At 41.6% G+C, this 25,580-nt stretch carries 15 protein-coding genes; 3 read left to right on the top strand and 12 right to left on the bottom strand.

What is annotated here, in order from left to right; all coding sequences use genetic code 11:
• Positions 1 to 4: 4 nt before the first annotated feature.
• Complete coding sequence (gene cbiB, locus BFM96_RS08230) at positions 5 to 955, bottom strand: adenosylcobinamide-phosphate synthase CbiB (protein WP_068992858.1); 951 nt, start codon at positions 953 to 955, stop codon at positions 5 to 7.
• Entirely contained in the window at positions 939 to 2,312 is a 1,374-nt protein-coding gene (locus BFM96_RS08235; RefSeq protein ID WP_068992860.1) for a cobyrinate a,c-diamide synthase, read from the bottom strand. Before BFM96_RS08235 ends, cbiB begins: the two co-directional genes overlap by 17 nt.
• Positions 2,313 to 2,937: 625 nt before the next feature.
• Between BFM96_RS08235 and BFM96_RS08240 the strand changes: the two genes are divergently transcribed.
• Positions 2,938 to 4,194, top strand: coding sequence for an ISL3 family transposase (locus BFM96_RS08240; RefSeq protein ID WP_068989088.1), 1,257 nt, complete (start codon positions 2,938 to 2,940; stop codon positions 4,192 to 4,194).
• Positions 4,195 to 4,232: 38 nt separating this feature from the next.
• Here the strand turns inward: BFM96_RS08240 and BFM96_RS08245 are convergent, their stop codons facing one another.
• The 8 genes from BFM96_RS08245 to BFM96_RS08280 form a co-directional block, all read right to left on the bottom strand.
• The gene (locus BFM96_RS08245; protein ID WP_068992862.1) at positions 4,233 to 5,072 is read right to left on the bottom strand and encodes an amino acid ABC transporter substrate-binding protein; all 840 of its coding nucleotides are present in this window, start codon (positions 5,070 to 5,072) and stop codon (positions 4,233 to 4,235) included.
• Between the two features lie 22 nt (positions 5,073 to 5,094).
• Entirely contained in the window at positions 5,095 to 5,805 is a 711-nt protein-coding gene (locus BFM96_RS08250; RefSeq protein WP_068992865.1) for a B3/B4 domain-containing protein, read from the bottom strand.
• Positions 5,802 to 6,443: an amino acid ABC transporter ATP-binding protein gene (locus BFM96_RS08255; protein WP_068992868.1), complete on the bottom strand. Its 642-nt coding sequence runs from the start codon at positions 6,441 to 6,443 to the stop codon at positions 5,802 to 5,804. Before BFM96_RS08255 ends, BFM96_RS08250 begins: the two co-directional genes overlap by 4 nt.
• A gap of 8 nt (positions 6,444 to 6,451) precedes the next feature.
• Positions 6,452 to 7,093 (bottom strand): amino acid ABC transporter permease, encoded by a 642-nt coding sequence (locus tag BFM96_RS08260; protein WP_068992871.1) that lies wholly within the window; start codon positions 7,091 to 7,093, stop codon positions 6,452 to 6,454.
• Between the two features lie 451 nt (positions 7,094 to 7,544).
• Positions 7,545 to 8,102, bottom strand: a complete 558-nt coding sequence (lepB, locus tag BFM96_RS08265) for a signal peptidase I (RefSeq protein WP_068992874.1) — start codon at positions 8,100 to 8,102, stop codon at positions 7,545 to 7,547.
• Between the two features lie 118 nt (positions 8,103 to 8,220).
• Entirely contained in the window at positions 8,221 to 16,551 is an 8,331-nt protein-coding gene (locus tag BFM96_RS08270; RefSeq protein WP_068992877.1) for a Rib/alpha-like domain-containing protein, read from the bottom strand.
• A gap of 641 nt (positions 16,552 to 17,192) precedes the next feature.
• The gene (gene thrB / locus BFM96_RS08275) at positions 17,193 to 18,056 is read right to left on the bottom strand and encodes a homoserine kinase (RefSeq protein WP_068992881.1); all 864 of its coding nucleotides are present in this window, start codon (positions 18,054 to 18,056) and stop codon (positions 17,193 to 17,195) included.
• Between the two features lies 1 nt (position 18,057).
• A complete protein-coding gene (locus BFM96_RS08280) occupies positions 18,058 to 19,344 on the bottom strand; it encodes a homoserine dehydrogenase (RefSeq protein WP_068992883.1) in 1,287 nt (428 codons plus the stop codon).
• A gap of 168 nt (positions 19,345 to 19,512) precedes the next feature.
• Here BFM96_RS08280 and BFM96_RS08285 point away from each other — a divergent pair, with 168 nt between their 5' ends.
• Positions 19,513 to 20,466, top strand: coding sequence for a polysaccharide deacetylase family protein (locus BFM96_RS08285; protein ID WP_068992886.1), 954 nt, complete (start codon positions 19,513 to 19,515; stop codon positions 20,464 to 20,466).
• Positions 20,467 to 21,043: 577 nt separating this feature from the next.
• On the opposite strand, the gene BFM96_RS08290 is transcribed toward BFM96_RS08285, so the two are convergent.
• Positions 21,044 to 21,784 (bottom strand): class A sortase, encoded by a 741-nt coding sequence (locus BFM96_RS08290; RefSeq protein ID WP_068992889.1) that lies wholly within the window; start codon positions 21,782 to 21,784, stop codon positions 21,044 to 21,046.
• A 6-nt stretch (positions 21,785 to 21,790) separates the two neighbouring features.
• The gene (gene gyrA / locus BFM96_RS08295; protein WP_068992892.1) at positions 21,791 to 24,244 is read right to left on the bottom strand and encodes a DNA gyrase subunit A; all 2,454 of its coding nucleotides are present in this window, start codon (positions 24,242 to 24,244) and stop codon (positions 21,791 to 21,793) included.
• A gap of 195 nt (positions 24,245 to 24,439) precedes the next feature.
• Between gyrA and BFM96_RS08300 the strand changes: the two genes are divergently transcribed.
• Entirely contained in the window at positions 24,440 to 25,429 is a 990-nt protein-coding gene (locus tag BFM96_RS08300) for an L-lactate dehydrogenase (protein WP_068992894.1), read from the top strand.
• The last annotated feature ends 151 nt before the right edge of the window (positions 25,430 to 25,580 follow it).

A 25,580-nucleotide genomic window follows, 5' to 3' on the forward strand; every position in this document is an offset into this window, starting at 1 on the left:
ACTCCTATAAAATTGTTAGACCAATGAAAATGAGAATGCTAAAAAGTAGTACAATCGTTGTACTCATATACAGCATGGAGACAGTGGTTAAAATATCGTCTGACTCGACCTGCCTGTCAGCATCCCCAATGGTCGGTTTTTCAATAATCTCTCCGTGGTAAACATGGGTTCCCCCCAGCTGAATACCTAAAGCTCCAGCAACTACCGCCTCTGAAAAAGCACTGTTCGGACTCGCATGTTGGTAGCGGTCTCGAACCCCAATTCGGAAGGCATTTTTTGATTTTAATTGCAAAATGTGGCTGGCAAGCAGGAGGGCTAACCAGGTCATTCTAGCCGGAATCAGATTTGCTAAATCGTCTATCTTTGCAGAGACATAGCCAATAGCCCGATACTTTTCTGTCTTATACCCGACCATGGAATCTAGTGTGTTGATAGCCTTGTAGCCCATGGCCAATACAGGACCTCCAATAAAGAGACACAGCAAGGGACCAATGACCCCGTCACTAGTATTTTCTGCAACCGTTTCAATCGTAGCCTTTGTGATTTCTTCCCGCGAAAGCTGAGATGTATCTCGCCCAACAATCATACCGACTTGATACCTAGCTTCCTCAATGGTTCCAGTTTTTACCGTACGATAGACCTTGATTGCTTCAACCGCTAAACTTCTCGTTGCAAGACAAGCGTAAGCAAAATAGATATAGAGTGACCAATAGACTAGTGGATGAAGACTTTTGGCACCCCATAGAAGGAGGTAGGTCAGAACTACTGATAAGCCTACAGTACTCAACCATAATATCCCCCCAAATAGATAGGGTTGGATCGGCCGTTTTTGAAATAATCGCAGGCAAAAGCTGATATAATTGCCCATCCATTTGACAGGATGAGGCCACGAATAAGGATCTCCAATCAGCCAATCTAGTAAAACAGCGACGATAAGACTAATGACTGTTACCATACATTGCCTCACGAATATATTCTAACCAATGGTGAAGGAGAGCCTCCTTTTGATAAAAATGGACATGAAGGTAGCTCGCAAATGTTTTTCCTTTTTGGTAGCCTCCAGTCCACTCAGCAACCACTTCTCCATCTCGGGATTTTTCCATATTGAGTACGGTTTCTTCCTGCGTCTCAAAAACAGAGTGATGAAATTCATGACCGCGAATCTTTGTCCCTTTTGGGCCAAAAAGGCTATCTACCCTTGTCGTTGCTTCACAATACCCAAACCGTTTCAAACGGGGGGTCATGACACTTTTTCCATCAAAAATCCCTACCATATCGTAATTTTCTTCCTCGATTTCCAAGGAAGCACCTAGATACATAAGCCCTCCACATTCGGCATAAATCGGGCGCCCTTCCTCATGTGCACTTAGCACTGAGGCTCTAAAGGAGACATTTGTCATCAAGTCTTTGGCATAGATTTCTGGAAAACCTCCCCCAAAATAATAGGCATCGGCATCAGGCAAACTTTCATCCTTCAATGGACTAAAAGGAATCAAAGTCACCCCTAAATCCGTCAAGAAATCAAGATTATCCTCATAGTAAAAATGAAAAGCGTCATCCATGGCATAGCCTAACCGCAAAGGTGCATAGCTCTTTACTTGAAAAGGAGTTCCAACTGTTTGTTCTTTCTTCTCAACTTTTTCTAATAAACGTTCAAGGTTGATAGAATCTTGAGCCAATCTCCCCAGAATAGCAAATGTTTTTTCCAAGTTTTCCATCTCTACATCAGGAATCAAACCCAGATGACGAGAAGGAAGTTCAACTTCCGTATTTTTAGGAAAGTAGCCCAATACTTCTATATCTGTATAGCGTTCAATCGCTCCCTTAATCAATTCGTAATGATTTTTAGAAGCCACTCGATTGACAATGACCCCTGCAATCGTTAAATCTGGATCAAAGGTAGAAAATCCGTGAACCATAGCGGCAGCTGAAGTCGAGGTAGCCTTTCCATCAATGATTAAAATGACAGGAATATTCAGTTTTTTAGCAATATCTGCCGATGAAGCACAATCCTTATCCGTTCCTAAACCGTCAAAAAGTCCCATTACTCCTTCCACCACGGCCACATCCGCATCCTGATGCCATTTGTAATAGGACCAGGCTAAAGAGTCTTTATCTGGAATCATAAAACTATCTAAATTTCTAGAAGGTCGCTTGGTGATACGACTATGATAAGCGGTATCAATATAATCTGGCCCAACCTTATAAGGCTGAACCTGATAACCCATATTGGCCAATCCTTTTAAAATCCCAAGTGTAACCGTTGTTTTACCAACACCACTTGAGACACCTGCTAACATAAATTCCTTCATGAGTCTCTCCTTTTCAACATAAAACGGTGCTACAAAAAATATTGAGATATTTCTTGTAGCACCGTTGCTCTCTATTAGAATAAACACATCGTCGTGTTGGAAATCGTTTTCCTATGTTATGATAAGATAAGTTTACTAAAAAATGAAAAAAATGTCAACCCTTTATTGAAAACATTTTCAATAAAACTTGTATTGTTCCATATTTTCTATAAAATCATCATTCTGGAATAATCTTCTAGCCACTAAACTTTTGGAAATCTTATACTTGTTAAATTTCAAACATAGTCATCCCGTTTATAAGTATTTATTTTGCTATAAAATGAAGTAGACTAAGTAAGTCAAATAGGTTCCTTTTTCAGTAAATGAAAGGGACAGTGATAAAAAAGAGGTAGAAAATACCTAAGAAAGTCACAAAATCGCTAACTTTGATTGTCATTGAGTATTAACGAGTATGTTTCCTAGTTTGGAGACAAAAAATGGACCCTTAGGCCCATTTTTTTAGGCTCTATAATATCTGTAGTGGGTAAATCCACTGTAGAGATTATGGAGCCTTTTTCAGTGTAGAAAAAAAGTCCCATATGACCTATAATGAAAAGCGATAAAACCATCATTTAGAAAGACTCATATGGAACAACTAAATCTTATCACAAATTTTCTCAAAATGAAAGACAAAAATATCACGATCACTAATGAATGCGACATGGGAACTCACTTAGAACTCCACGGTCACTTGGATTACACAGCCCCTAAATGCTCTTCCTGCAAGGGACAAATGGCTAAGTACGACTTCCAGAAAGCCTCTAAAATCCCCTACTTAGAAACTGCTGGCTACCCGCTACTTATCCGCCTTCGAAAGCGTCGTTTCAAGTGCAAAGACTGTGGGAAAATAGCGGTCGCTGAAACTCCTATTGTTAAGAAGAACCATCAAATCTCTGTCGCTGTCAACCAGAAAATCGCACAATTACTCATCGAAAAGCAAGCAATGACACATATCGCACACAGACTCTCCATTTCAACATCTACAGTTATTCGAAAACTCAATGAGTTTAAGTTTGAAACGGATTGGGCTAAGCTTCCAGAAGTCATGTCCTGGGATGAGTATGCCTTCAAGAAAGGGAAAATGAGCTTTATCGCTCAAGATTTTGACACAAATAACATCATCGCTATCCTTGATGGAAGAACGCAAGCAACCATCCGAAATCACTTTCTGAGATACCCTAGACAGGTCAGAAACCGCGTTAAATTCATCACTATGGACATGTTTAGCCCTTACTATCAACTAGCCAAACAACTTTTTCCTCATGCTAAAATCGTGCTTGATCGTTTCCACGTTGTGCAACATCTCAGCCGTGCTATGAACCGTGTCCGCATACAAATCATGAATCAATTCGATAGAAAATCCCAGGAATACCGTGTCTTAAAACGCTACTGGAAACTGGTACAACAAGATAGCCGTAAACTCAGTGATAAACGATTTTATCGCCCTACATTTCGCATGCATTTGACCAATAAGGAAATCTTAGACAAGCTCCTATCCTACTCAGATGAGTTACGACAACATTATGAACTCTATCAACTTCTTTTATTCCATTTCCAAGAGAAGAACTCAGATCATTTCTTTGACCTAATTGAACAAGAAATAGCCACTGTTAACCCTATTTTCCAGACGGTATTTAAGACGTTTCTAAAGGATAAGGACAAGGTTTTAAACGCCTTGGAATTGCCTTATTCCAACGCTAAATTGGAAGCTACCAATAATCTTATCAAAGTCATTAAACGAAATGCCTTTGGTTTCAGGAACTTTGAAAACTTCAAAAAGCGGATTTTGATTGCCTTAAACATCAAAAAAGAGAAGACCAAGTTGGTCCTCTCTAGATGTTAGCTGACATCTACCCACTACAGTTGACAAAGAGCCTTTTTTTATTTCTTCACATCAGCTGTGGCGACATCATCTCCAAACCATTTTTTAGAAATTTCTTGGAAAGTGCCTTCTTTATACAAGTCTTTAAAAGCCTTGTTGATATTTTCTACTAAAGTTTTATCCGACTGACGAGCTCCAACTGCAAAGTTTTCTCCATCATACGCAACTGGAATAATCGTATAATCTGCTAAAATCCCTTGTTCTTTCAAGTAGTAATTGGCATAAACACGATCAATCAAGAGCCCATCGATGCGACTATTTTGCAAGTCAATCAAGGCTTCATTGAAACTTTCATACTGTGTAGCCGCTTGATCCTTCACCAAGTTTTTCAAGACATCTGGCTTTTCTTCGAAAACTTGGTAACCCGATGACCCTGCCTGAGCTCCGAGAATTTTATCTTTCATATCAGCGACTTCAGAAATCTTAGAAGATTTCTTTGTGACCAAGACTTGCTCATTTTCCATATAAGGATTTGTGAACAAGACTTTTTCTTCTCGTTCTTTTGTCTTAGAATAGCCATTCCAAATCAGGTCAATCGTCCCATTTTTGAGTTCTGTTTCTTTCAAATCCCAGTTAATCGGCTGCCAATTGACTTCGATACCATATTTTTTGAAAACCGCTGTTGCTAAATCAATATCAAAACCGACATTCTTCCCAGATTTATCTTCAAATCCCATTGGGACAAAGGTGTTGTCAAAGCCAATCGTGATTTTTTTATTGGACTCGTAGGTCGTCCATTGATCCTTGTTCACATCTCCATTAGAAGATTGGCTACAAGCTCCCAAAAATAGAACTGCAAGTAGGGTTACAACGGATAGGAAAATAGATTTTAATTTCATCTGTTTCTCCTTCATGGCTTGGCTAGTTTAGCTCTAGCTGAGGATTTTCAGCTGTCAGATAGAAGATTTCTGTCTCCACTCCGAAATACTCTTCTACCTTAGCTTGCAAATCTTTCAAACCTGCTTGCATTCGCTCTGCTTGATGGGCATTGATACTTTCGCTGACCAAAATCGCATCTTTGGTAGCTTCTGTTAACATCGTCCGCTCTGCCTCACGCCAGTTCAAGCAACGACAAATAGCGCCCGCATCATCCATATAGCAGATTTCTTCAGGAAGAGCAGGGGAATCACTGTCTGCTCCTAATGGATAAAAGGCTTCACCACCTTCTGCTTTACCCAACTGCAAATCTCCCTCAATCTTAGCTAAATCTTCTCCTCCAAACGGCACACCATAGGAAAGAGAAATACTATTGTAAATATCTACCAAGGGATTGATTGGCGAAAATGTCCGACCTTGGCTCACACGTTTTAGCAAGGCTTCAATAGAAGAACGTGCTCCTTTTTTCGTTTTAAATTTAGTAAAGGCTTCACGCCATTCCTTGATGACCTCATTTTGTGTGAATGGATCTTCTTGGATAAAATTCTCCGCCTTCTTAGCCGCTTCTTGCAACAAGGCTGCAAAATAGGCATCTTTTTCTTCAACGATTTGGTTATCCAAACCTTTTGCAATCACAAGACCAATTTGACCTTCTGGGAATAAGTCCCAAAATTCTTCACGAACAACAACTTTCATTTTCCTACCTCCTTAGGGTTTACATATAAAATTTCATCTGCAATATCTTCTGCGAATTGCAAATCATGGGTAACAACAATTTGGGTAACTCCCAGTTCTCGATTTTGGACAATCAATTTCTCGACTTCCAACCGCAGTTCGGGGTCTAGAGCTGATGTGGGCTCATCATAGCCGATAATCTCTGGATCAATCATCATAGCTCGTGCCAGGGCTACCCGCTGCTTTTGACCACCTGAGAGTGAGTAAGGATAGGCCGTTTTATGGGCTCCCAATCCCAAACGCTCAAGCAAGGTGATTGCTTTTTTTTCAGCCTCTTCCCTTGCTACATTCATGGTATGAATAGGCGATAAAATCAGATTTTCCAAAACATTTAAATGGGGAAAAAGCTGAAAATCCTGAAATACAAAGCCCAGTAGATTTCTTTTTTCTAACTCATCCAGAGGCAGGCTTTCTCCATTATAAATGATTTCACCGCTATCAATCGTTTCCAGCCCAGCTAGCATCCGCAGAAGCGTTGTCTTTCCTCCTCCAGATGGTCCCACAATGGCTAAAATCTTTTTTTCAGGTATGACGAGATTGAAATCCTTCATAACCATCTTGTCCCCAAAACGTTTGCTAATTTTTCGTAACTCTAACATGGCATCACCTACTTATAATATGCATATTTCTTTTCCACTTGCTTGGAGACGATTGTCACCAATCCAATCAAAAGAAGGTAGATAGCACCCGCGATAAACATCGGTGCTAAACTTGCATCACGATTGGCAGCCGTTCGACTGGCTAAAATCAAATCAGATACTCCCAAAGCATAAACCAAGGATGTATCCTTGACTAAGGTCATGATTTCATTAAACACGCTTGGCAAAACAATTTTCGTCACTTGTGGCAAGACAATGAATCGAATGGTTTGCAGAGGTGTGAATTTCAGCACCTTAGCAGCTTCATACTGCCCTTTAGGAATCGAAGAAATGCCACCGCGGAAAATCTCAGCATAGTAAGCGGCGTAATTCATCGTAAAAGCAATAATCGCTGCCGGTAAACGATCAAACCGAATCCCAATGCTTGGCAAGACATAGTAAATGAAAATCAACTGCAATAGCAGAGGAGTTCCGCGCATAATCCAAATATAAATCGTAATCAGCCACTGGAGAGGTTTGAAATGGACTTGCATCAAGAAAGCAATCAAAATTCCAAGTGGAATCGATAATACAAGCACCATGGCAAAAACCTGCAAGGTAATCCCTGCCCCCTCTAATAGACTGGGTAAGACCTCGAAAATATAGGTCATGTAACACCTCCCATCAATGATTTTTCTATTATACCAAAATTCCCAATTTTTTCAATAGAAAACCTTCCTTTTCTGTATAAATATCCTAAAAGACTAATCCCCCCTTTCATCCTATTCATCAACGAACAGAAATCCCAGTATTAGGATAGCGAGATCGTCCAGCTCCTCCTACAACAATTGGTCAAAATAGAGGCAGACAGTTGTTGAGTGATGCCCTGTTCACTTTTCAGCTTACTTAATAAATAGTTTAATCCATCATTCAGAGCTGGAGAAAAGCCAAAAAATTTTTATCAGTGTCTAAGTCTACCAATCACAAAACAAGGCTTATTTTTGAAAGGAGCGATTTTTTTCCACTTCTATTTTTGACGGCTGCCTGGGAAGATTTCTATCAGTTTAAATCAATAAATATAAGATATTCGAACAGAAGATAGAATAAAAAGACAAGCATCACTTATCTTGTCTTAATAAATCCAAATTCTTGCAAAGGGAGAAGACGGAAACTAATCACCCCTTTTATCTGTTGTTTTTCAATCAAACCAAACTCACGGCTATCTTTCATATTGGTCCGATCATCATTTAAAACTAAGTACAGACCTGCTGGCACTGTTTCTGAATCGGAATGCGTTAAGGTCTGAATGGTAAAATCATGGGTGAAATATTCGCCTGTACTTGGCTTGGCTAGATACCTATCCTTATCTTTGGTCAGGTATTCTTCTTCTTTAATCTTATGGTTTAAATAGAGGACATCATCCATATATACCACCGAATCGTCCTCTATCGCAACGATACGGCCGACATAGTCCTTTCCATCAACCTCATAAAGAACCAAATCTTGGCGTCGGATTTTTTCGACCTTATTGGCTAATACGATATTTCCCTTGCTAATATCGCGGTTCTCATCTTTGGTCTCTACCTGATAAGGCTCAAATACAAAGGCTCTCAGTGCAACCAAGCCAAGGATGACTAGAACAATCACAATGATATTTCGGATTAAATCTCTCTTAACCATACTCTCCCCTCCACTCTACTACTAGTATAGCATATTTTCAGAAAATTTAACAGTTCGACCAATCTGAAAGTAAAAAATATAGATAGCTTTCGCTACCTATATTTTTACCTATAAAAGATTAGTCTTCTTTTTTACGGCGTTTTGCTGCTCCGAACAAGCCAAGACTTGCTGTAAGAGCTCCTAGAAGAGGCATCAAGGATGATGTTTCACCTGTCTTCGGCAACTCATTGCTTTGTGATTTCGCAACACGAGAACCACTATTTGAGGTAGAAGCTGTTGCTTCTGAACCCATAACTGTGCCTTTAGAAGCTGGTTTTGGCATTGGTTTTCCATTTGGATTTAGGTAGACACCATTTGGTCCAGCAATTGCTGTTCCTGTTGCCATATTGCCAAATTCATCAGTTCCTGTTGCTGTTACAGTTCCTCCATCTAATACATCTTCCTTAGGAATAAGCAGTGTTCCAGTTTCTGGATCTACCATTACTCCGCCAGGAAGTGTAGTTGCTGGAATCCATTTACCTGTACTTGAATCTTTCACAATCGTAACAGTATATTCCATGCCGTCTTCACCTGGGAATTTAACATCTACCTTCGTATTGTCTGCTCCTGGGATGATTGTCACAGATCCGTCTACATTAGGAGTCACTTTTGGCTCATCTGCAAAGTTGTCTTTCACGACAATCTTAACTGAAACTGTTTCACTTGAACCATCTGGGTAAGTCACAACTACTGTTGCGTTCTTTTCACCTTCGGTTGAAGTATCAACTGGGTCCTTGAAGGAAACTGTAGTACCTGCTGGCAGGTCTTTCAAGTTTTCGATTGAATCTTCTGCTTTTGGTGTTTCATTCAAGCCGACTGTTTGTTCCTTCGCTTTTGGATCATTCTTATCGGCGTCTGTACGTTTGTCTTTCACGACAATCTTAACTGAAACTGTTTCGCTTGATCCATCTGGGTAAGTCACAACTACTGTTGCGTTCTTTTCACCTTCGGTTGAAGTATCAACTGGGTCCTTGAAGGAAACTGTAGTACCTGCTGGCAGGTCTTTCAAGTTTTCGATTGAATCTTCTGCTTTTGGTGTTTCATTCAAGCCAACTGTTTGATCCTTCGCTTTTGGATCATTCTTATCGGCATCTGTAAGTTTGTCTTTCACGACAATCTTAACTGAAACTGTTTCGCTTGATCCATCTGGATATGTCACAACTACTGTTGCGTTCTTTTCACCTTCGGTTGAAGTATCAACTGGGTCCTTGAAGGAAACTGTAGTACCTGCTGGCAGGTCTTTCAAGTTTTCGATTGAATCTTCTGCTTTTGGTGTTTCATTCAAGCCAACTGTTTGATCCTTCGCTTTTGGATCATTCTTATCGGCATCTGTAAGTTTGTCTTTCACGACAATCTTAACTGGAACTTCTTCACTTGAACCATCTGGGTAAGTCACAACTACTGTTGCGTTCTTTTCACCTTCTGTTGAAGTATCAACTGGGTCCTTGAAGGAAACTGTAGTGCCCGCTGGCAGGTCTTTCAAGTTTTCAATTGAATCTTCTGCTTTTGGTGTTTCATTCAAGCCGACTGTTTGTTCCTTCGCTTTTGGATCATTCTTATCAGCATCTGTACGTTTGTCTTTCACGACAATCTTAACTGGAACTTCTTCACTTGATCCATCTGGGTAAGTCACAACTACTGTTGCGTTCTTTTCACCTTCGGTTGAAGTATCAACTGGGTCCTTGAAGGAAACTGTAGTGCCCGCTGGCAGGTCTTTCAAGTTTTCAATTGAATCTTCTGCTTTTGGTGTTTCATTCAAGCCGACTGTTTGTTCCTTCGCTTTTGGATCATTCTTATCAGCATCTGTACGTTTGTCTTTCACGACAATCTTAACTGGAACTTCTTCACTTGAACCATCTGGGTAAGTCACAACTACTGTTGCGTTCTTTTCACCTTCGGTTGAAGTATCAACTGGGTCCTTGAAGGAAACTGTAGTACCTGCTGGCAGGTCTTTCAAGTTTTCAATTGAATCTTCTGCTTTTGGTGTTTCATTCAAGCCAACTGTTTGTTCCTTCGCTTTTGGATCATTCTTATCGGCGTCTGTACGTTTGTCTTTCACGACAATCTTAACTGGAACTGTTTCGCTTGATCCATCTGGGTAAGTCACAACTACTGTTGCGTTCTTTTCACCTTCGGTTGAAGTATCAACTGGGTCCTTGAAGGAAACTGTAGTACCTGCTGGCAGGTCTTTCAAGTTTTCAATTGAATCTTCTGCTTTTGGTGTTTCATTCAAGCCAACTGTTTGTTCCTTCGCTTTTGGATCATTCTTATCGGCGTCTGTAGTGACTGTTGGCTTGCTGTTTGGATCTTTCGGATCTGTACCAGCTTTTTTCTCATCTTCGTCACTAAATCCATCGTTGTCATCATCTGGATCTGTCACATCTGGCATTCCGTCGCCATCGGTGTCGCGTTGAACCTTGATGTCAAACGTTTCAGTTGTCTTGTTACCAGCTTCATCAGTCGCTGTAACCGTTACTGTGAATGGTTTCTCTTCATCTGTACCCCAATCAGCTACAGTTGGAGTACCTGAAATCACACCTGTTGTTGGATCGAAGGTAACACCTGTTGGAAGACCGTCAACAGTTACTGTTGGTGCTTTACCTGAATCATCTGTTGCTTTAACAGTGATTGGAGTGATTGCTTTACCTTCCACAACTGTTTGGTCACCGATTGCTTCAATAGTTGGTTTAGTAGTGTCTTTATCTGGTTCTGCTACTGTTACCTTAACTGGTACGATTTCTTTCGAACCATCACCATAAGTCACTTCAACTGGAATCGTGTATTCTGTTCCTGGAGCTGCATCTGAAGGAACAGTTACGCTAACCTTACCATCTCCGTCAACTGTCGCTGTTGTTCCTGCTGGAAGTGGAGTTGTTCCTGCTGGTTGCTCTGTTGAGATTGTGTAGGTTGGTTTTTTAGCATCTGCTGGTAATTCTGGTGAGAAGCTTGGTGCTTCTGTCGTCACTGCTTCACCTGGCTTACCGCTAGCGTCTGAGTAAGATGGGGTGTACTTGTCAGCGTCTGTAGTGACTGTTGGCTTGCTGGTTGGATCTTTCGGATCTGTCTTAGCTGTTTTCTCATCTTCGTCACTAAATCCGTCGTTGTCATCATCTGGATCTGTCACATCTGGCATTCCGTCTTTATCAGTGTCGCGTTGAACCTTGATGTCAAACGTTTCAGTTGTCTTGTTACCAGCTTCATCAGTCGCTGTAACCGTTACTGTGAATGGTTTCTCTTCATCTGTGCCCCAATCAGCTACAGTTGGAGTACCTGAAATCACACCTGTTGTTGGATCGAAGGTAACACCTGTTGGAAGACCGTCAACAGTTACTGTTGGTGCTTTACCTGAATCGTCTGTTGCTTTAACAGTGATTGGAGTGATTGCGTTAAATTCCACAACTGTTTGGTCACCGATTGCTTCAATCGTTGGTTTAGTAGTGTCTTTGTCTGGTTCTGCTACTGTTACCTTAACTGGGACAACTTCTTTAGAGCCATCACCATAGGTTACTTCAACTGGAATCGTGTACTCTGTTCCTGGAGTTGCATCTGAAGGGACAGTTACGCTAACCTTACCATCTCCGTCAACTGTCGCTGTTGTTCCTGCTGGAAGCGGAGTTGTTCCTGCTGGTTGCTCTGTTGAGATTGTGTAGGTTGGTTTTTTAGCATCTGCTGGTAATTCTGGACTGAAGGTTGGCGCTTTTGTCGTCACTGCTTCACCTGGCTTACCGCTAGCGTCTGAGTAAGATGGGGTGTACTTGTCAGCGTCTGTAGTGACTGTTGGCTTGCTGGTTGGATCTTTCGGATCTGTCTTAGCTGTTTTCTCATCTTCGTCACTAAATCCGTCGTTGTCATCATCTGGATCTGTCACATCTGGCATTCCGTCTTTATCAGTGTCGCGTTGAACCTTGATGTCAAACGTTTCAGTTGTCTTGTTACCAGCTTCATCAGTCGCTGTAACCGTTACTGTGAATGGTTTCTCTTCATCTGTGCCCCAATCAGCTACAGTTGGAGTACCTGAAATCACACCTGTTGTTGGATCGAAGGTAACACCTGTTGGAAGACCGTCAACAGTTACTGTCGGTGCTTTACCTGAATCATCTGTTGCTTTAACAGTGATTGGAGTGATTGCGTTAAATTCCACAACTGTTTGGTCACCGATTGCTTCAATCGTTGGTTTAGTAGTGTCTTTATCTGGTTCTGCTACTGTTACCTTAACTGGGACAACTTCTTTAGAGCCATCGCCATAGGTTACTTCAACTGGAATCGTGTACTCTGTTCCTGGAGTTGCATCTGAAGGAACAGTTACGCTAACTTTACCATCTCCGTCAACTGTCGCTGTTGTTCCTGCTGGAAGCGGAGTTGTTCCTGCTGGTTGATCAGTTGAGATTGTGTAGGTTGGTTTTTTAGCATCTGCTGGTAATTCTGGACTGAAGGTTGGCGCTTTTGTCGTCACTGCTTCACCTGGCTTACCGCTAGCGTCTGAGTAAGATGGGGTGTACTTGTCTTTATCTGAATCAGCAACTGTCACTTTGACTGCTGCATCGTCTTTGCTTCCATCTTCGTAGACAACTTTTACTGGAACAGTATATGCTGTACCAGGAGCAGTGCCCTCTGGGATTGGAAGAGTTACAACGCCTGTGTTTGGATCGATTTGAGCATCTGCTGGAGCATTATCGCCCAATTCATATTTCACACCGGTTGGTGTAGCTTCAGTGCCTCCATTTTCAGTAAAGGTTGGGGCTTTAGAAGTAGCAGTTGCACCAGCTTTTGCGCTTGTGTCTTCATAAGCTGGGGTGTATTTGTCATTGTCAGAAGCAACAACTGAAATTTTAGCTTTTACTTCTTCGCTCGAACCGTCCTCATAAGTAACCTTAACTGGAACAGTGAACACAGTACCAGGACCAGCACTGTCTCCGATTGGCATAGTGACTACACCTGTCGTTGGATCTACGCTCGCTCCTACTGGTGGCTCTTCGCCCAATTCATACTTCGTAACTGTCGGAGTTGCTGGCGCACCTTCTTTATCTGTAAAGGTTGGCGCTTTAGTAGTAGCGGCTTTGCCAGCTTTTGCTTCTGTATCCGCATAAGCCGGGGTATACTTGTCTTTGTCCGACTCTGTTACTGTGAATTTAACTGTTGCAGTGTCTTCTGTTTGATCGTTATAGGTCACAGTAACTGGAACAGTGATTTCCGTACCTGCAGCAAGACCCTCTGGAGTAGTCACAGTTACGGCACCAGTTGACGCGTCAATCGTTGCTGTCACGCCTGCTGGAAGTCCGCTCGTGTCTCCAAGTTTGTAGGTTACCGTTGCAGCTGGAGTTGCTGGTGCACCTTCTGTATTTGTAAAGGTAGGGACTGCTGATGTAGCTGATTGTCCAGCTTTCACCTCTGTATCCTCATAAGCCGGGGTATACTTGTCTTTGTCCGGTTTATTGATAAAGAATTTAGCAGTTGTTGTTGCTGTTGTTCCATCTGCATATGTAACTTCAACATCAACGGTTGTATCTTCTGTCGGATTGTTCCAGGTGATGACACCGGTCTTAGAATCAATCGCAAATCCTGCTGGAGCAGTATCAGAACCATCTGCTGATACGAAATCGAATGTTGCTCCTTTTGGTGCTGGATTTTTCTCAACGTCTGGTGTGTGCTCAATATCAAATGTCGGAGCTGCAGAAGCTTTCTTCACTCCCAAATCGGAGTAGGTATCTTCATACTTAGGAAGTTCACGATAAACCGCTGTAAATGAATCTTTTTGAATAGGATAGTTTGGAAGAGCTCCGTCTTTTCCTAGTGCGTATAATTCTGCAAAGTAAATCGTTGTCTTTTTAAGGTCGCTAGGAACCATGAATGAACTTTCTGGAAGAGTTCCGTCTGGATTTACTTGCAATGGATCTGATTCTTGAACAACTTTTCCATTCTCATCTTTCCAGATAATCTTATAGGTTTCTCCGTGGTTTGGTGCCAATCCAGCTGTTTTTGTGCTTGCAGTCTCTCCTGGATGAGCCACATTTTTGAACGAATCGTAGTTGTAGATGTCAAATGTCAAATTGTCATTAACAGCTGCAAAGTAAACATTGGTCACACTGTCATTATTAATTACATCTCCATCTTGGATAACAGTATCCCAACGTGTTCCGATACCTTGAAGGTCAAATTTACCACCAGTACCACCTTTTGGCACATCGCCATAGAATGGTGTGTAGAAGGAAATGCCTTCTTTTTCTTCTGTCGTTACAAATACCCAGTCAGTATTGATGTGTTTAGACGCCTTGCTTAAATCTAATTTAGAGTCGCCACCGTCTGAAGTCCATGAACCGTATGAAGGATTTGGTGCCAAGACACCATTCCACTCTGTACCTTTTTTGGTTTCACCAGTAATAGTATTCGTTACGTTGGCTTCATTCCTCAAGACTGTATCTCTTGCATTGATTAATCCATCAAATCCCGGATTATTCCATTTCCAACCAAATGTTCCATTGAATTGAAGGGCAAAATCACCGTCGCCAGTTGTGGTAGTGGAAACTGTTTCAGCTACCCATTTTGCACGGTCAGCTTTTACTTGTTGAAGGATATAGGCACGTAGTTTATCTTCATTGGCCTGTGTCCATTTTGCACCACGGATATTAGAAGACTTATCTTTGTTAACAGATGGTTGCCATTCTGAACCAGCATCGATAAAGTTTTTCAATACTTCTGCATCATTCAATTGGGCAACAGCGTAGTCACTTAGATAAGAAGCATACACTTTAACTCCTGGTATACCAAGGTCAAATTTATTCTCACGACTCGCTAGGTCAACTGTAATCTGGTTCCCTGCTGGAGAGTTGTTGTTCCAGTAGATAGAACCTTTGACATACCCACCTTCGGTGATAACCGCTTCTGTTGGTTTTGCATCTTGACGCCATACATCATCGGTCTTATAAGCATACAAAATCTTAGCATCTGTCAAATTGTCATTTGGAAGACTTTGATTTGCTCCCGCAGTAATATCTTTTACAATGCCTTCAGGAGCAATTTGCTCATCCCCAAATGAGTAAAGAAGGGTGTATTTATTATTGTCTGGATTGATAGACCAGATACGCCATTTTTCTCCCTCTGGTAGAGCTGCATCGGCATCAAAGTGGTATAGTTTCCCATCAGCACCGATGAAATCTGCCATTCCAATACCGAAACTACCATCTTCATTAGAAGTAGAGGTATAAATCGGAGAAGCATAGCCATTTTTTTCAAACCATTGGGCGTAGACTTTCACACCTGGAAGTGCACGAGTATAATTATCGCCGTGATCATTGATTCCTCCACCAAATTTAAGGCGGACACTTCCGCTTACACTACTATCTTCATTTGGCGCAACGGTATTTTCAATGGCATCTGCTTCAGAAGTTCCACGATTTTTAGCAACCAGCGTATTGTGTGCTCTTGCTTTTGCAAGAATATCATTGGCTTGATTATCACGATTGATGACGCCTTTGGTGAGCTTGGTCAATTCTGCTGTGTAATAACGTTTTTCAATATCCGTCAGATTTTCCAAAGCCTTGATTTCTTTAACTGCATCTGTGTAAAGCTGTGAGCTTACTTTCCGAATGCCTGTTCCAGTTGGAATTGGCTCTCCTTGTGTTGGGAAAGCTGCTGCACGTTTACGATTGCGCTCTGCTGCTTCACGGACAATCGCAGCAATCTCTTCAGGAGTCACTGCTGATTGAATACGTTTTACATAAGCTACTTTGTGTTGATCTGTAAGTGCTGCAAAATCATTAACTGATGTTGCTGCGCTAAGTTTTGTATCATCAAGTGAAACAGTTTTTTCCTCAGCTGGTGCTGCTTTAGTCGTTGATTCTTCTTTTGCAGTTTCAAGAACAACTGGCGCAGTCACTTCTTCAAATGCTGCAGCTGATTCTGCTACTTTTTCTTTAGAAGATTTGGCTTCTACTGCCTTTTCGTTATTTTTTGTTTCAGAAGCAATCTTTGTATTTGCGTCTGCTTGGGTCGCAAAAGCAACAATTTCTTGAATAGCGCTCTCAGAAGTTGCATTTGAAATATCTGCTAAAAATTGAGCTTTTTGAGAAGCTGTTAAATTCGCTAAATTCTCTACAACAGCTTTTGCCGCTGCCTTTTCTGCAGAAAGATCAATAGCAGCTGTTTCAACCGCTTTTTCTTCCACAACAGCAGATGAAGACGTTGCAGCTTCTACCGCAGGAGTTGCTAAGTTCTCTCTTTCTTCACTAACCAAAGCAACTTCAGAAGTTGGAACAGTTGATTCTTCAACATTATCTGCTGCTGCAGTATTTGCCAACCCTAAGGTCATAACGGTACCAAGAAGAACACTTGCTGCGCCAAAATGATATTTTCTGACGGAGAAGCGTTGGTTCAAGCTGTACCAATCAAATTTGTTTTTCTTGTTATTTTTCACAAGTAAACACCCCTTTGTATTTTTTTAAACAGCATAGATGGACTGTGTATCGCTTTCCAATCTCACAACCAGATTATGCCACATAATATATTATACTCCCCCCCCCTAAAAAATCAAGCAGAAGTGCTTATTTTTTCTACAATTTTATAAAATCTTTCTATTTTTTTGGTAATATTTATCAGGAAAATAGCTATATTCTGCTATTTTGATACGTTCCCTAGCGGATATAACATCTATATCGATACATCAATCTAACACCCTCCTCTAGTCTGCTCAGTTTATACTCGTCAAAAATCAAAATCTGATGTCGTTAACTCACCTTGCTGAACTTCAGTTCTAGCTACGATTTCGTTGCCTAGTCAGATTTTGATTTTTATAGAGTATTACCATTCATTCATCTAGTTTCCGAACAGTTTTAATAGATAAAAATAAAACGAGAGAGGGATTGCTCCTTCTTTCTCGTTTCTTTTTTGTATTTTCCATTTCAGCTCTACTCTTTACAAAAGCAAGCCCTTTACTAGTGAGAATTTCTTAGACACTCTATGGAAAACCCACGAAGTTGGTTCATTTTCTACAGTCCACGACTGAACAATAACTACAGCAATTCTCCTCCAAGAAAGGTAATGAGTTGCTTTTTTTCGTTATTCAACACGAACGCCTGCTGTGTCTACAGTCAATTCAAACACTTCACCATTTAAATTCAAGGATAGTAATTCTTCCTTAATAATTGGCATTTTGTCTGCTGGTGCTAAAATCATCACGGTTGGCCCTGCTCCTGATAAGTAGGTGGCATAAGCTCCATGTTTCTGACCAATCTGCTTGATAGAAGAAAATTCAGGTACCAAGGATTGGCGGAAACGTTCATGAAATAAATCTGACTGAATGGATTGCCCCGCAGTCTCCAAATCGCCTTGTAACAAAGCTGCAATCGCTACATTCGCGATACTGCTTGCGGCAACAGCCTCTTTGTAGGATAAATTTTCCGGCAAAACGCCACGACTATCCTTGGTTTTCAATTCATAAGCTGGAACAAAGGCTAGGAATTTACAAGCTGGAAATGACGCACGAACAGCTGAAACTTGGCCATTTTGAAAGCTCGCGATGACTAAATCCCCTAAAATCGCTGGTGCTACATTATCAGGATGCCCTTCCAGCTCTGTTGCCAACTGCAATTTCTCTTGGTCTGTCAACTGCAGATGTGCCAGTTGGTTGGCTAGCTCAATCCCTGCAACAATAACAGAACTCGATGAGCCTAACCCACGTGCTAAGGGAATATCGCTCTCCATCTTCACACGATGAGGTGTCAAGTTTGGTGCGACCTCTTGAGCAATCTTTACCAAAAGATTCTCTTCGTTTCGAGGGATCTTATCTCCCAAATCATGATCGACCTGCCAAGCAGGAGTTTCCTCTAAAATTTCGATGGACAGATACTTACTCACCGCAACACCGACCGAGTCAAAACCAGGGCCAATGTTTGCACTCGTTGCTGGTACTGTAATTTTCATCTTACTCTCCCAAAACCTTAAAGGTATTGACAAGTTGGAATTCCTCAGCAGCTTCCAGCTCTGCCACAACCTTTTCCAACTGGGTCTTGCTGACTGCATGCGTAATCACCACAACCCTAGCTAGCTCACCATTCGTTCCGTCTTGCAAAATCTGTTTAAAGGAAATATTTTCTGCATTGAAAATCTCTGCCAAACGAAGGACTTGCCCCGTCTTATCGGGTGCTAAGATAGAGAAATAGTAATGATGTTTCACATCTTCTGGTTTTGAAAGAACCACTGGGCGGCTGAATTCATTAAAGGCTTTGCCAATCGTGCCTTCTGTCATGCGGCGAGCGATACGGATAATATCTGCTACAACGCTTGTAGCAGTTGGTTTTTGCCCAGCTCCTGGTCCGTAATACATGGACTCGCCGATACCGATTGACTCCACAAAGACAGCATTCATCACGCCATTCACAGATGCTAGCGGATGAGCTTTGGGCAAGAAAGTTGGCGTTACTTCTGCTGCAAGTCCAGAAGCTGTTTCTTCAATCGAACCGACTAATTTCACAACATAGCCTAATTCTTGAGCCATTGCGACATCTTCTGGGGTAATGCTACGAATTCCTTTATGGGCAACATCTTCAAAATTCACAGCCATTCCAAAGGCAAATTGGCTGAGAAGCACCATTTTATAGGCTGCATCGATCCCATCCACATCATTTGTCGGGTCACTCTCTGCAAAGCCCAAGCGTTGTGCTTCTGCCAGCGCGTCTTCATAAGACCAGCCTTCCTCAACCATCTTCGTCATCATAAAGTTTGAAGTCCCATTGACTACCCCAAGGAGGCGTGTGACCTTATCTGAAGCAAGGGAATTCACCAAGGTCCGTAAAATGGGAATTCCTCCCGCAACTGCTGCTTCATAATAAAGGGCAACCTGATGTTTTTTAGCGATAGCCGTTAATTCTTGACCATGAACTGCCAATAAATCTTTATTAGCCGTAACAACGTGTTTTTTAGCCTCCAAAGCACGCGTGATAAAGGTTTTAGCCGGTTCAATGCGTCCCATCAATTCAACCACAATCGAAATGCTCTCATCTGATAAAATATCATCGACATTCGTCACAAAATGATAGTCATGACCTGCCGCAAGCAAACTCTCTTTTTCGGCATCATCACGCACCAAAACCTTGGCAATCTCTATTTCCTCTTGAGCTGCTTGGTAGATTTTTTCTGCGTTTTCTTTTAGAAGAAAAGGAACGCCACTGGCAACTGTCCCAAATCCTAGCAAAGCAATTTTTACTGACATGATTCACTCCAAATCTTAGTTTATTTTTATATATTATACCAGAAAATAACATCCTCTGCTACCGTCTTCGCTTAGAGATTCAGAATTTTCTGCACTTGACACTTACAAAGAAAACGCTTGCAAAAAAGAATTGGCAGCTGTATAATAACGATAAGAAAGGAGACTTCCATGACTCATCATTATGACAATCGTACCATTCGTACCCGTATTGAAAAACGTCGGAGACGTCGGAAATTGCTGCTGCTAATAGCTCTCTCACTCCTAGGAATTGTACTTGCTCTGATTTGGTGGATGTTTACACAACAGCCGAGTGCTGTTTCCCAACATAAACCAGCAGTCAGTCACCAGTTGAGTCAAAGTTCTTCTGAAATTAAACAAAAGGTATCAAAAGAGCCAGCAAATCCTGACGAGTCTATCACATGGGTTCGGCAAACTGAGCCGGTTAAACTTCCCATTCTCATGTATCATGCCATACATGTTATGGATCCAACAGAAGCTGCTAATGCCAATCTTATCGTCTCTCCAGATGTCTTTAAAAGTCATTTAGAAGCCTTGAAACAAGCAGGTTATTACAGTTTGAGCCCAGCAGAAGCTTACAAAGTTCTAACAGAAAATGTTCTTCCCAAAGGCAAAAAAGTCATTTGGCTCACCTTCGACGACAGTTTGAGAGATTTTTACACCCATGCTTTTCCTCTATTGCAGGAATACCACATGAAAGCAACCAACAATGTCATCACTGGCTTTGTTGAAAATGAACGTGAAGATATGCTAACTCTGCCTCAAATGATCGAAATGAAGGAAAAAGGCCTATCTTTTGAAGACCATACCGTAAATCACCCAGACTTAGCCCTATCTAGCCCAGACATTCAAGAAAAAGAATTGGAAAATTCCAAGACCTACTTGGATCAACAACTCCAACAAACGACCTCAACCGTTGCCTATCCTTCCGGACGCTACACAGAAACGACCATCACGATTGCCGAAAAACTCGGTTATAAACTAGGCTTAACGACCAACCCTGGCTTAGCTTCGCTTGACAACGGACTTCTTTCGCTTAATCGTATCCGAATCATGCCAACCACTACAGCTGAAGAGCTACTAAGAGAGATTGCCGTGCCATAATTTCATAGAGAACGTTCGCAAGCTTCACCGCCCTCGCTTCTTTCTAATACTCTATAACAATCAACATCTGACTAGGTTTCATAATCGATAATTGTAGAGGGTGATCGATAAAACTAGCCTAGCTTGTGTCCTAAAAACCGCAGGGGTAACGGAGGTTAGCTGAAGATTATTCCATAATCCCCATTTCCAACCTTTAACAGTTCTCTGGACTGTTGAAGCAAGGTGAGTTAATGACGTCAGATTTTGATGTTTGATGAGTATAAACGCTCCTTCATCAACGCTCCTACTACCTTGAACTGCACTCCAAAGTTAGACAGAAAATCTGGCACTTGGGGTGTTTTTCAATTTCTAATAATCAACGAAAATCAAAATTAGTGCTTTTGCGACTTTCTTAGATATTGCCTACCTCTTTTTTATCACTGTCCTTTTTGACTTACTTGGCCTACTTCATTTCATAGCAAAATATAAATATTTATATATGGACTACTGTTTTTGAAATATAAAGAGTTTAGGCATCGCTCCTACTAGTTGTACACACAAAAAGAAGCCAGACAAATGTTCTGACTTCTTTTTGTAATTAGAGTTGTAACTGATTGTATGATTTATTAAAGGATTCTAGGATATCTTTTGGTGCATCCTTGTAAGACATTTCTTGGTCAAATGTTCCTTTCACGATAATTCGTTGAGTTGCATTGGCATCCTCACACGTCACAAGGGTAATCTCGGTCATTCCTTCGTGGTCATCGACAACCTCTACATGTTCCGGAGTTACCACCTCTACAGCTGTGATTGTATAAGTATAAATCTTATCCTTGTCTGTTAGATAGATTTTCATACCTGCCTTCGCATTATCCAGAGGCGAAAAGAGCATCTCACTTGCTCCCGCTATCCCAAAAATATGATGACTAGCCAAAGCATAGTTGCCCTTGCCCATCTCTTGGTTTTCTTTCATGGTGCCCGCACCATAAGAGATGGCTACATTATCCAAGCCTTTAAAAATCGGTAGATTGATATTGACTTCGGGGATTGAAATCCCACCAATAACAGGCAACTGCTGGGCATCCCACTGAGCCTTTAAAACAGATTCCGTCGAGATAGACTGGACCTGAGAGAAGTCAAAGGTCTGCTCACTCTTTTTATTTTCCTCGATTTGTTCTTTTGACACCTTGCTCACTTGATATTGGTTGGTGTTCCACGCGATAATCATATTGCGAATGGATGCATTAAAAATCAAGGCCAGAGAGATGATAAATAAAAGGGTAATTCCAATATTTATCAGCAGATTCTTTTTACTTTTTTTTCTTTTTTTCGTTGCCATCTAGTTTTATTCCTCAGTTTCTTCTATTACTTCTTTTTCTTCGGCTTTTACGCTGGTGAAGGTCACAATTTTTGCATCCTCATCCAAGCGCATAACCTTAACTCCTAAGGTCGCACGTCCTGTTTGTGAAATATTGGCAACACTGGTTCGAATCATGACACCTGTATTGGTAATGACCATCAAATCCTCACTACCATCTACCGTCATCAAACCTGCCAATGCTCCATTTTTTGCAGTGATATTAGCTGTTTTCATACCTTTACCACCACGACCTTTGGTCGCATATTCACTAGCTAGCGTGCGTTTCCCGTATCCTTTTTCAGTAATAATCAAAACTTCGTCCGAATCCTTAATTGCACTAGATCCGACCACTTGGTCCCCTTCACGCAAATCAACTCCGCGGACACCTGCAGCGGTTCGTCCCATATTTCGAACCTTGTCCTCCTTGAAACGAACGGCATACCCCAATTTCGTCCCAATAATCACATCTGTCTCACCGTCTGTTAAAAAGACATTGATTAGCTCATCCTCGTCCCGTAGATTTAAGGCCTTTAAACCATTTTGGCGGATATTGCCAAACTCTTTAACACTGGTTCTTTTTACCACCCCGTGACGCGTGGTAAAGAAGAGATAGGATTCATCACTTCTATCCTTTTCGATGTTGATAATGGTCTGAATGGTTTCTCCCTCATCTAATTTCAAGAGATTAACAATCGGCAATCCTTTTGCAGTGCGGCCGTATTCCGGAATTTCATAACCTTTCAAACGATAAACACGACCAGTATTGGTAAAGAAGAGCAGGTAATCATGCGTACTGGTAGATACCAATTCCCGCACAAAATCATCATCTTTAACACCTGTTCCCTGAACACCACGACCACCACGTTTTTGGGCTGTAAATTCCCCTTGGTCCAACCGCTTGATATAGCCCTTATTAGACAGTGTGATCAGAACATTAGTCTCTTCAATCAAATCCTCATCTTCTAAAGATAAGACTTCCCCAACCATCAACTCTGTTCTACGTTCATCTGCAAATTTGCGTTTAACTTCGTCCAATTCTTCTTTGATAATCGCTAGTACCCGCTCTGGCTTAGCCAAAATATCCGTCAAATCAGCAATCAAAGCAAGCAAATCATCATACTCTGCCTGGATCTTATCTCTCTCCAAACCTGTCAATCGACGCAGACGCATATCGAGAATTGCTTGGCTCTGGCGTTCAGACAAGCTAAATCGGCTCATCAACTCCGCCTGAGCTTCTGCATCTGTTTGACTATTACGAATGACACGAATGACTTCATCAATGTGGTCAAGTGCAATTAACAATCCTTCCAAGATATGGGCACGTGCCTCTGCCTTTTCTTTGTCAAAAATCGTTCTGCGTGTCACCACTTCCTTCTGGTGCTCGATATAAGCATCTAAAATCTGGCGAAGAGAAAGAATCTTCGGCACACCATTTTGGATAGCCAACATATTAAAGCTGAAGTTGGTTTGCATTTGCGTTTGCTTAAAGAGATTGTTCAAAATGACACTGGCTGAAGCATCCCGTTTCACCTCAATGACAAAGCGAACCCCCTCACGGTTTGACTCGTCTCGAACGGCTGTAATCCCGTCAATCCGCTTTTCTTGAACCAAACGTACAATATGTTCCTGCACCTTGCTCTTATTGACCATATAAGGGAATTCTGTCACCACGATACGTTCACGGCCAGTCTTGGTCTCTTCGATTTCTGTCTTAGAACGAAGCACAATCGACCCTTTTCCTGTCTCATAGGCACGATGAATTCCTGATTTCCCCATGACAAGGGCACCAGTTGGAAAATCAGGACCTGGCATGACTTCCATAATCTCCCGCGTTGTAACCTCAGGATTATCCATGACCAACTTCACTGCGTCAATGGTTTCACCCAAATTATGCGGAGGAATATTTGTCGCCATCCCGACCGCAATCCCTGTCGCACCATTGACCAAAAGATTGGGGAAGCGAGCTGGTAAAATCTCAGGCTCACGCTCGTTTGCATCGTAGTTGTCTGTGAAATCGACCGTATTTTTATTGATATCGCGGAGCATTTCCAGCGCAATTTTACTCATCCGAGCTTCCGTATAACGCTGAGCAGCTGCCCCATCTCCATCCATCGAACCAAAGTTCCCATGCCCATCAACAAGCATGTAACGGTAACTCCACCATTGGGCCATCCGCACCATTGCCTCATAAATAGAGGAATCTCCATGCGGATGGTACTTACCCATGACATCCCCCGTAATCCGAGCTGATTTCTTATGAGGCTTATCAGGAGTTACCCCGAGCTCGTTCATCCCATATAGAATCCGACGATGAACAGGCTTCAAACCATCCCTAACATCGGGTAAAGCACGAGCAACGATAACACTCATGGCATAATCGATAAAGCTCGTCTTCATCTCACTGGTGAGATTCACATTTACTAAATTTTTATCTTGCATTCATCTGTCTCTTTCAACAATTTTCCTTTCTATTATATCACAAAAGAAAAGATTTTTCAGTAGTCACGCTATCTTTTAAAAACGTTTACATCTAGGAAAATAAAGAATACTCGTGACAAAGCCCTTTAAAAGTGATAGAATGATTGGGTACGGGAATTTCTATTCCCTAAAAAAATAAAGGAGATGTTTAGCTAAATGACTCTTACTAAACAACACAAAAAAGTTATCCTTGTTGGTGATGGTGCCGTAGGTTCTTCTTACGCATTTGCCCTCGTTACTCAAGGAATTGCGCAAGAATTGGGAATCATCGAAATCCCAGCTTTGTTTGACAAAGCAGTAGGTGATGCCGAAGACCTTTCACACGCCTTGGCCTTCACTTCCCCTAAAAAAATCTACGCAGCTACTTATGCTGACTGTGCGGATGCTGACCTCGTAGTCATCACGGCAGGCGCTCCACAAAAACCAGGTGAAACTCGTCTTGACTTGGTTGGTAAAAACCTTGCTATTAACAAATCTATCGTAACTCAAGTTGTAGAATCTGGATTTAAAGGAATCTTCCTTGTTGCTGCAAACCCTGTTGACGTTTTGACTTACTCCACTTGGAAATTCTCTGGTTTCCCTAAAGAGCGCGTCATTGGTTCAGGGACATCTCTTGACTCAGCTCGTTTCCGTCAAGCACTTGCAGAAAAAATTGGTATTGATGCACGTTCTGTCCATGCCTATATTATGGGTGAACACGGTGATTCAGAATTCGCGGTTTGGTCTCACGCGAATGTCGCAGGTGTAAAATTGTATGATTGGTTACAAGCAAACCGTGACATCGATGAACAAGGTTTGGTTGACTTGTTTATATCTGTTCGTGATGCAGCTTACTCTATCATCAACAAAAAAGGTGCGACTTACTATGGTATCGCTGTTGCCCTTGCTCGTATTACAAAAGCAATCTTAGACGATGAAAATGCTGTATTGCCACTCTCTGTATTCCAAGAAGGTCAGTATGAAGGGGTGGAGGATGTCTTTATCGGACAACCAGCTATCGTTGGTGCACACGGTATCGTTCGTGCAGTAAACATCCCATTGAACGATGCTGAAACTCAAAAAATGCAAGCTTCTGCTGCTGAATTAAAAGCAATCATTGACGAAGCTTTCTCAAAAGAAGAATTCGCATCAGCAGCTAAACACTAATCCACAAACAAGAAGTTGGGAGTTCAAACCCAACTTCTTTTTTATCCATTCTATTTTATATCCAGATTGATGAAACGATCGTAGGTATGAGATCTTCTCGTTACTTGCGAAATTTTCACAATTTTTTTGATTATAGTTGCAATTTTCACAA

The sequence above is a fragment of the Streptococcus himalayensis genome (genome assembly GCF_001708305.1).
GTDB lineage: Bacteria > Bacillota > Bacilli > Lactobacillales > Streptococcaceae > Streptococcus > Streptococcus himalayensis.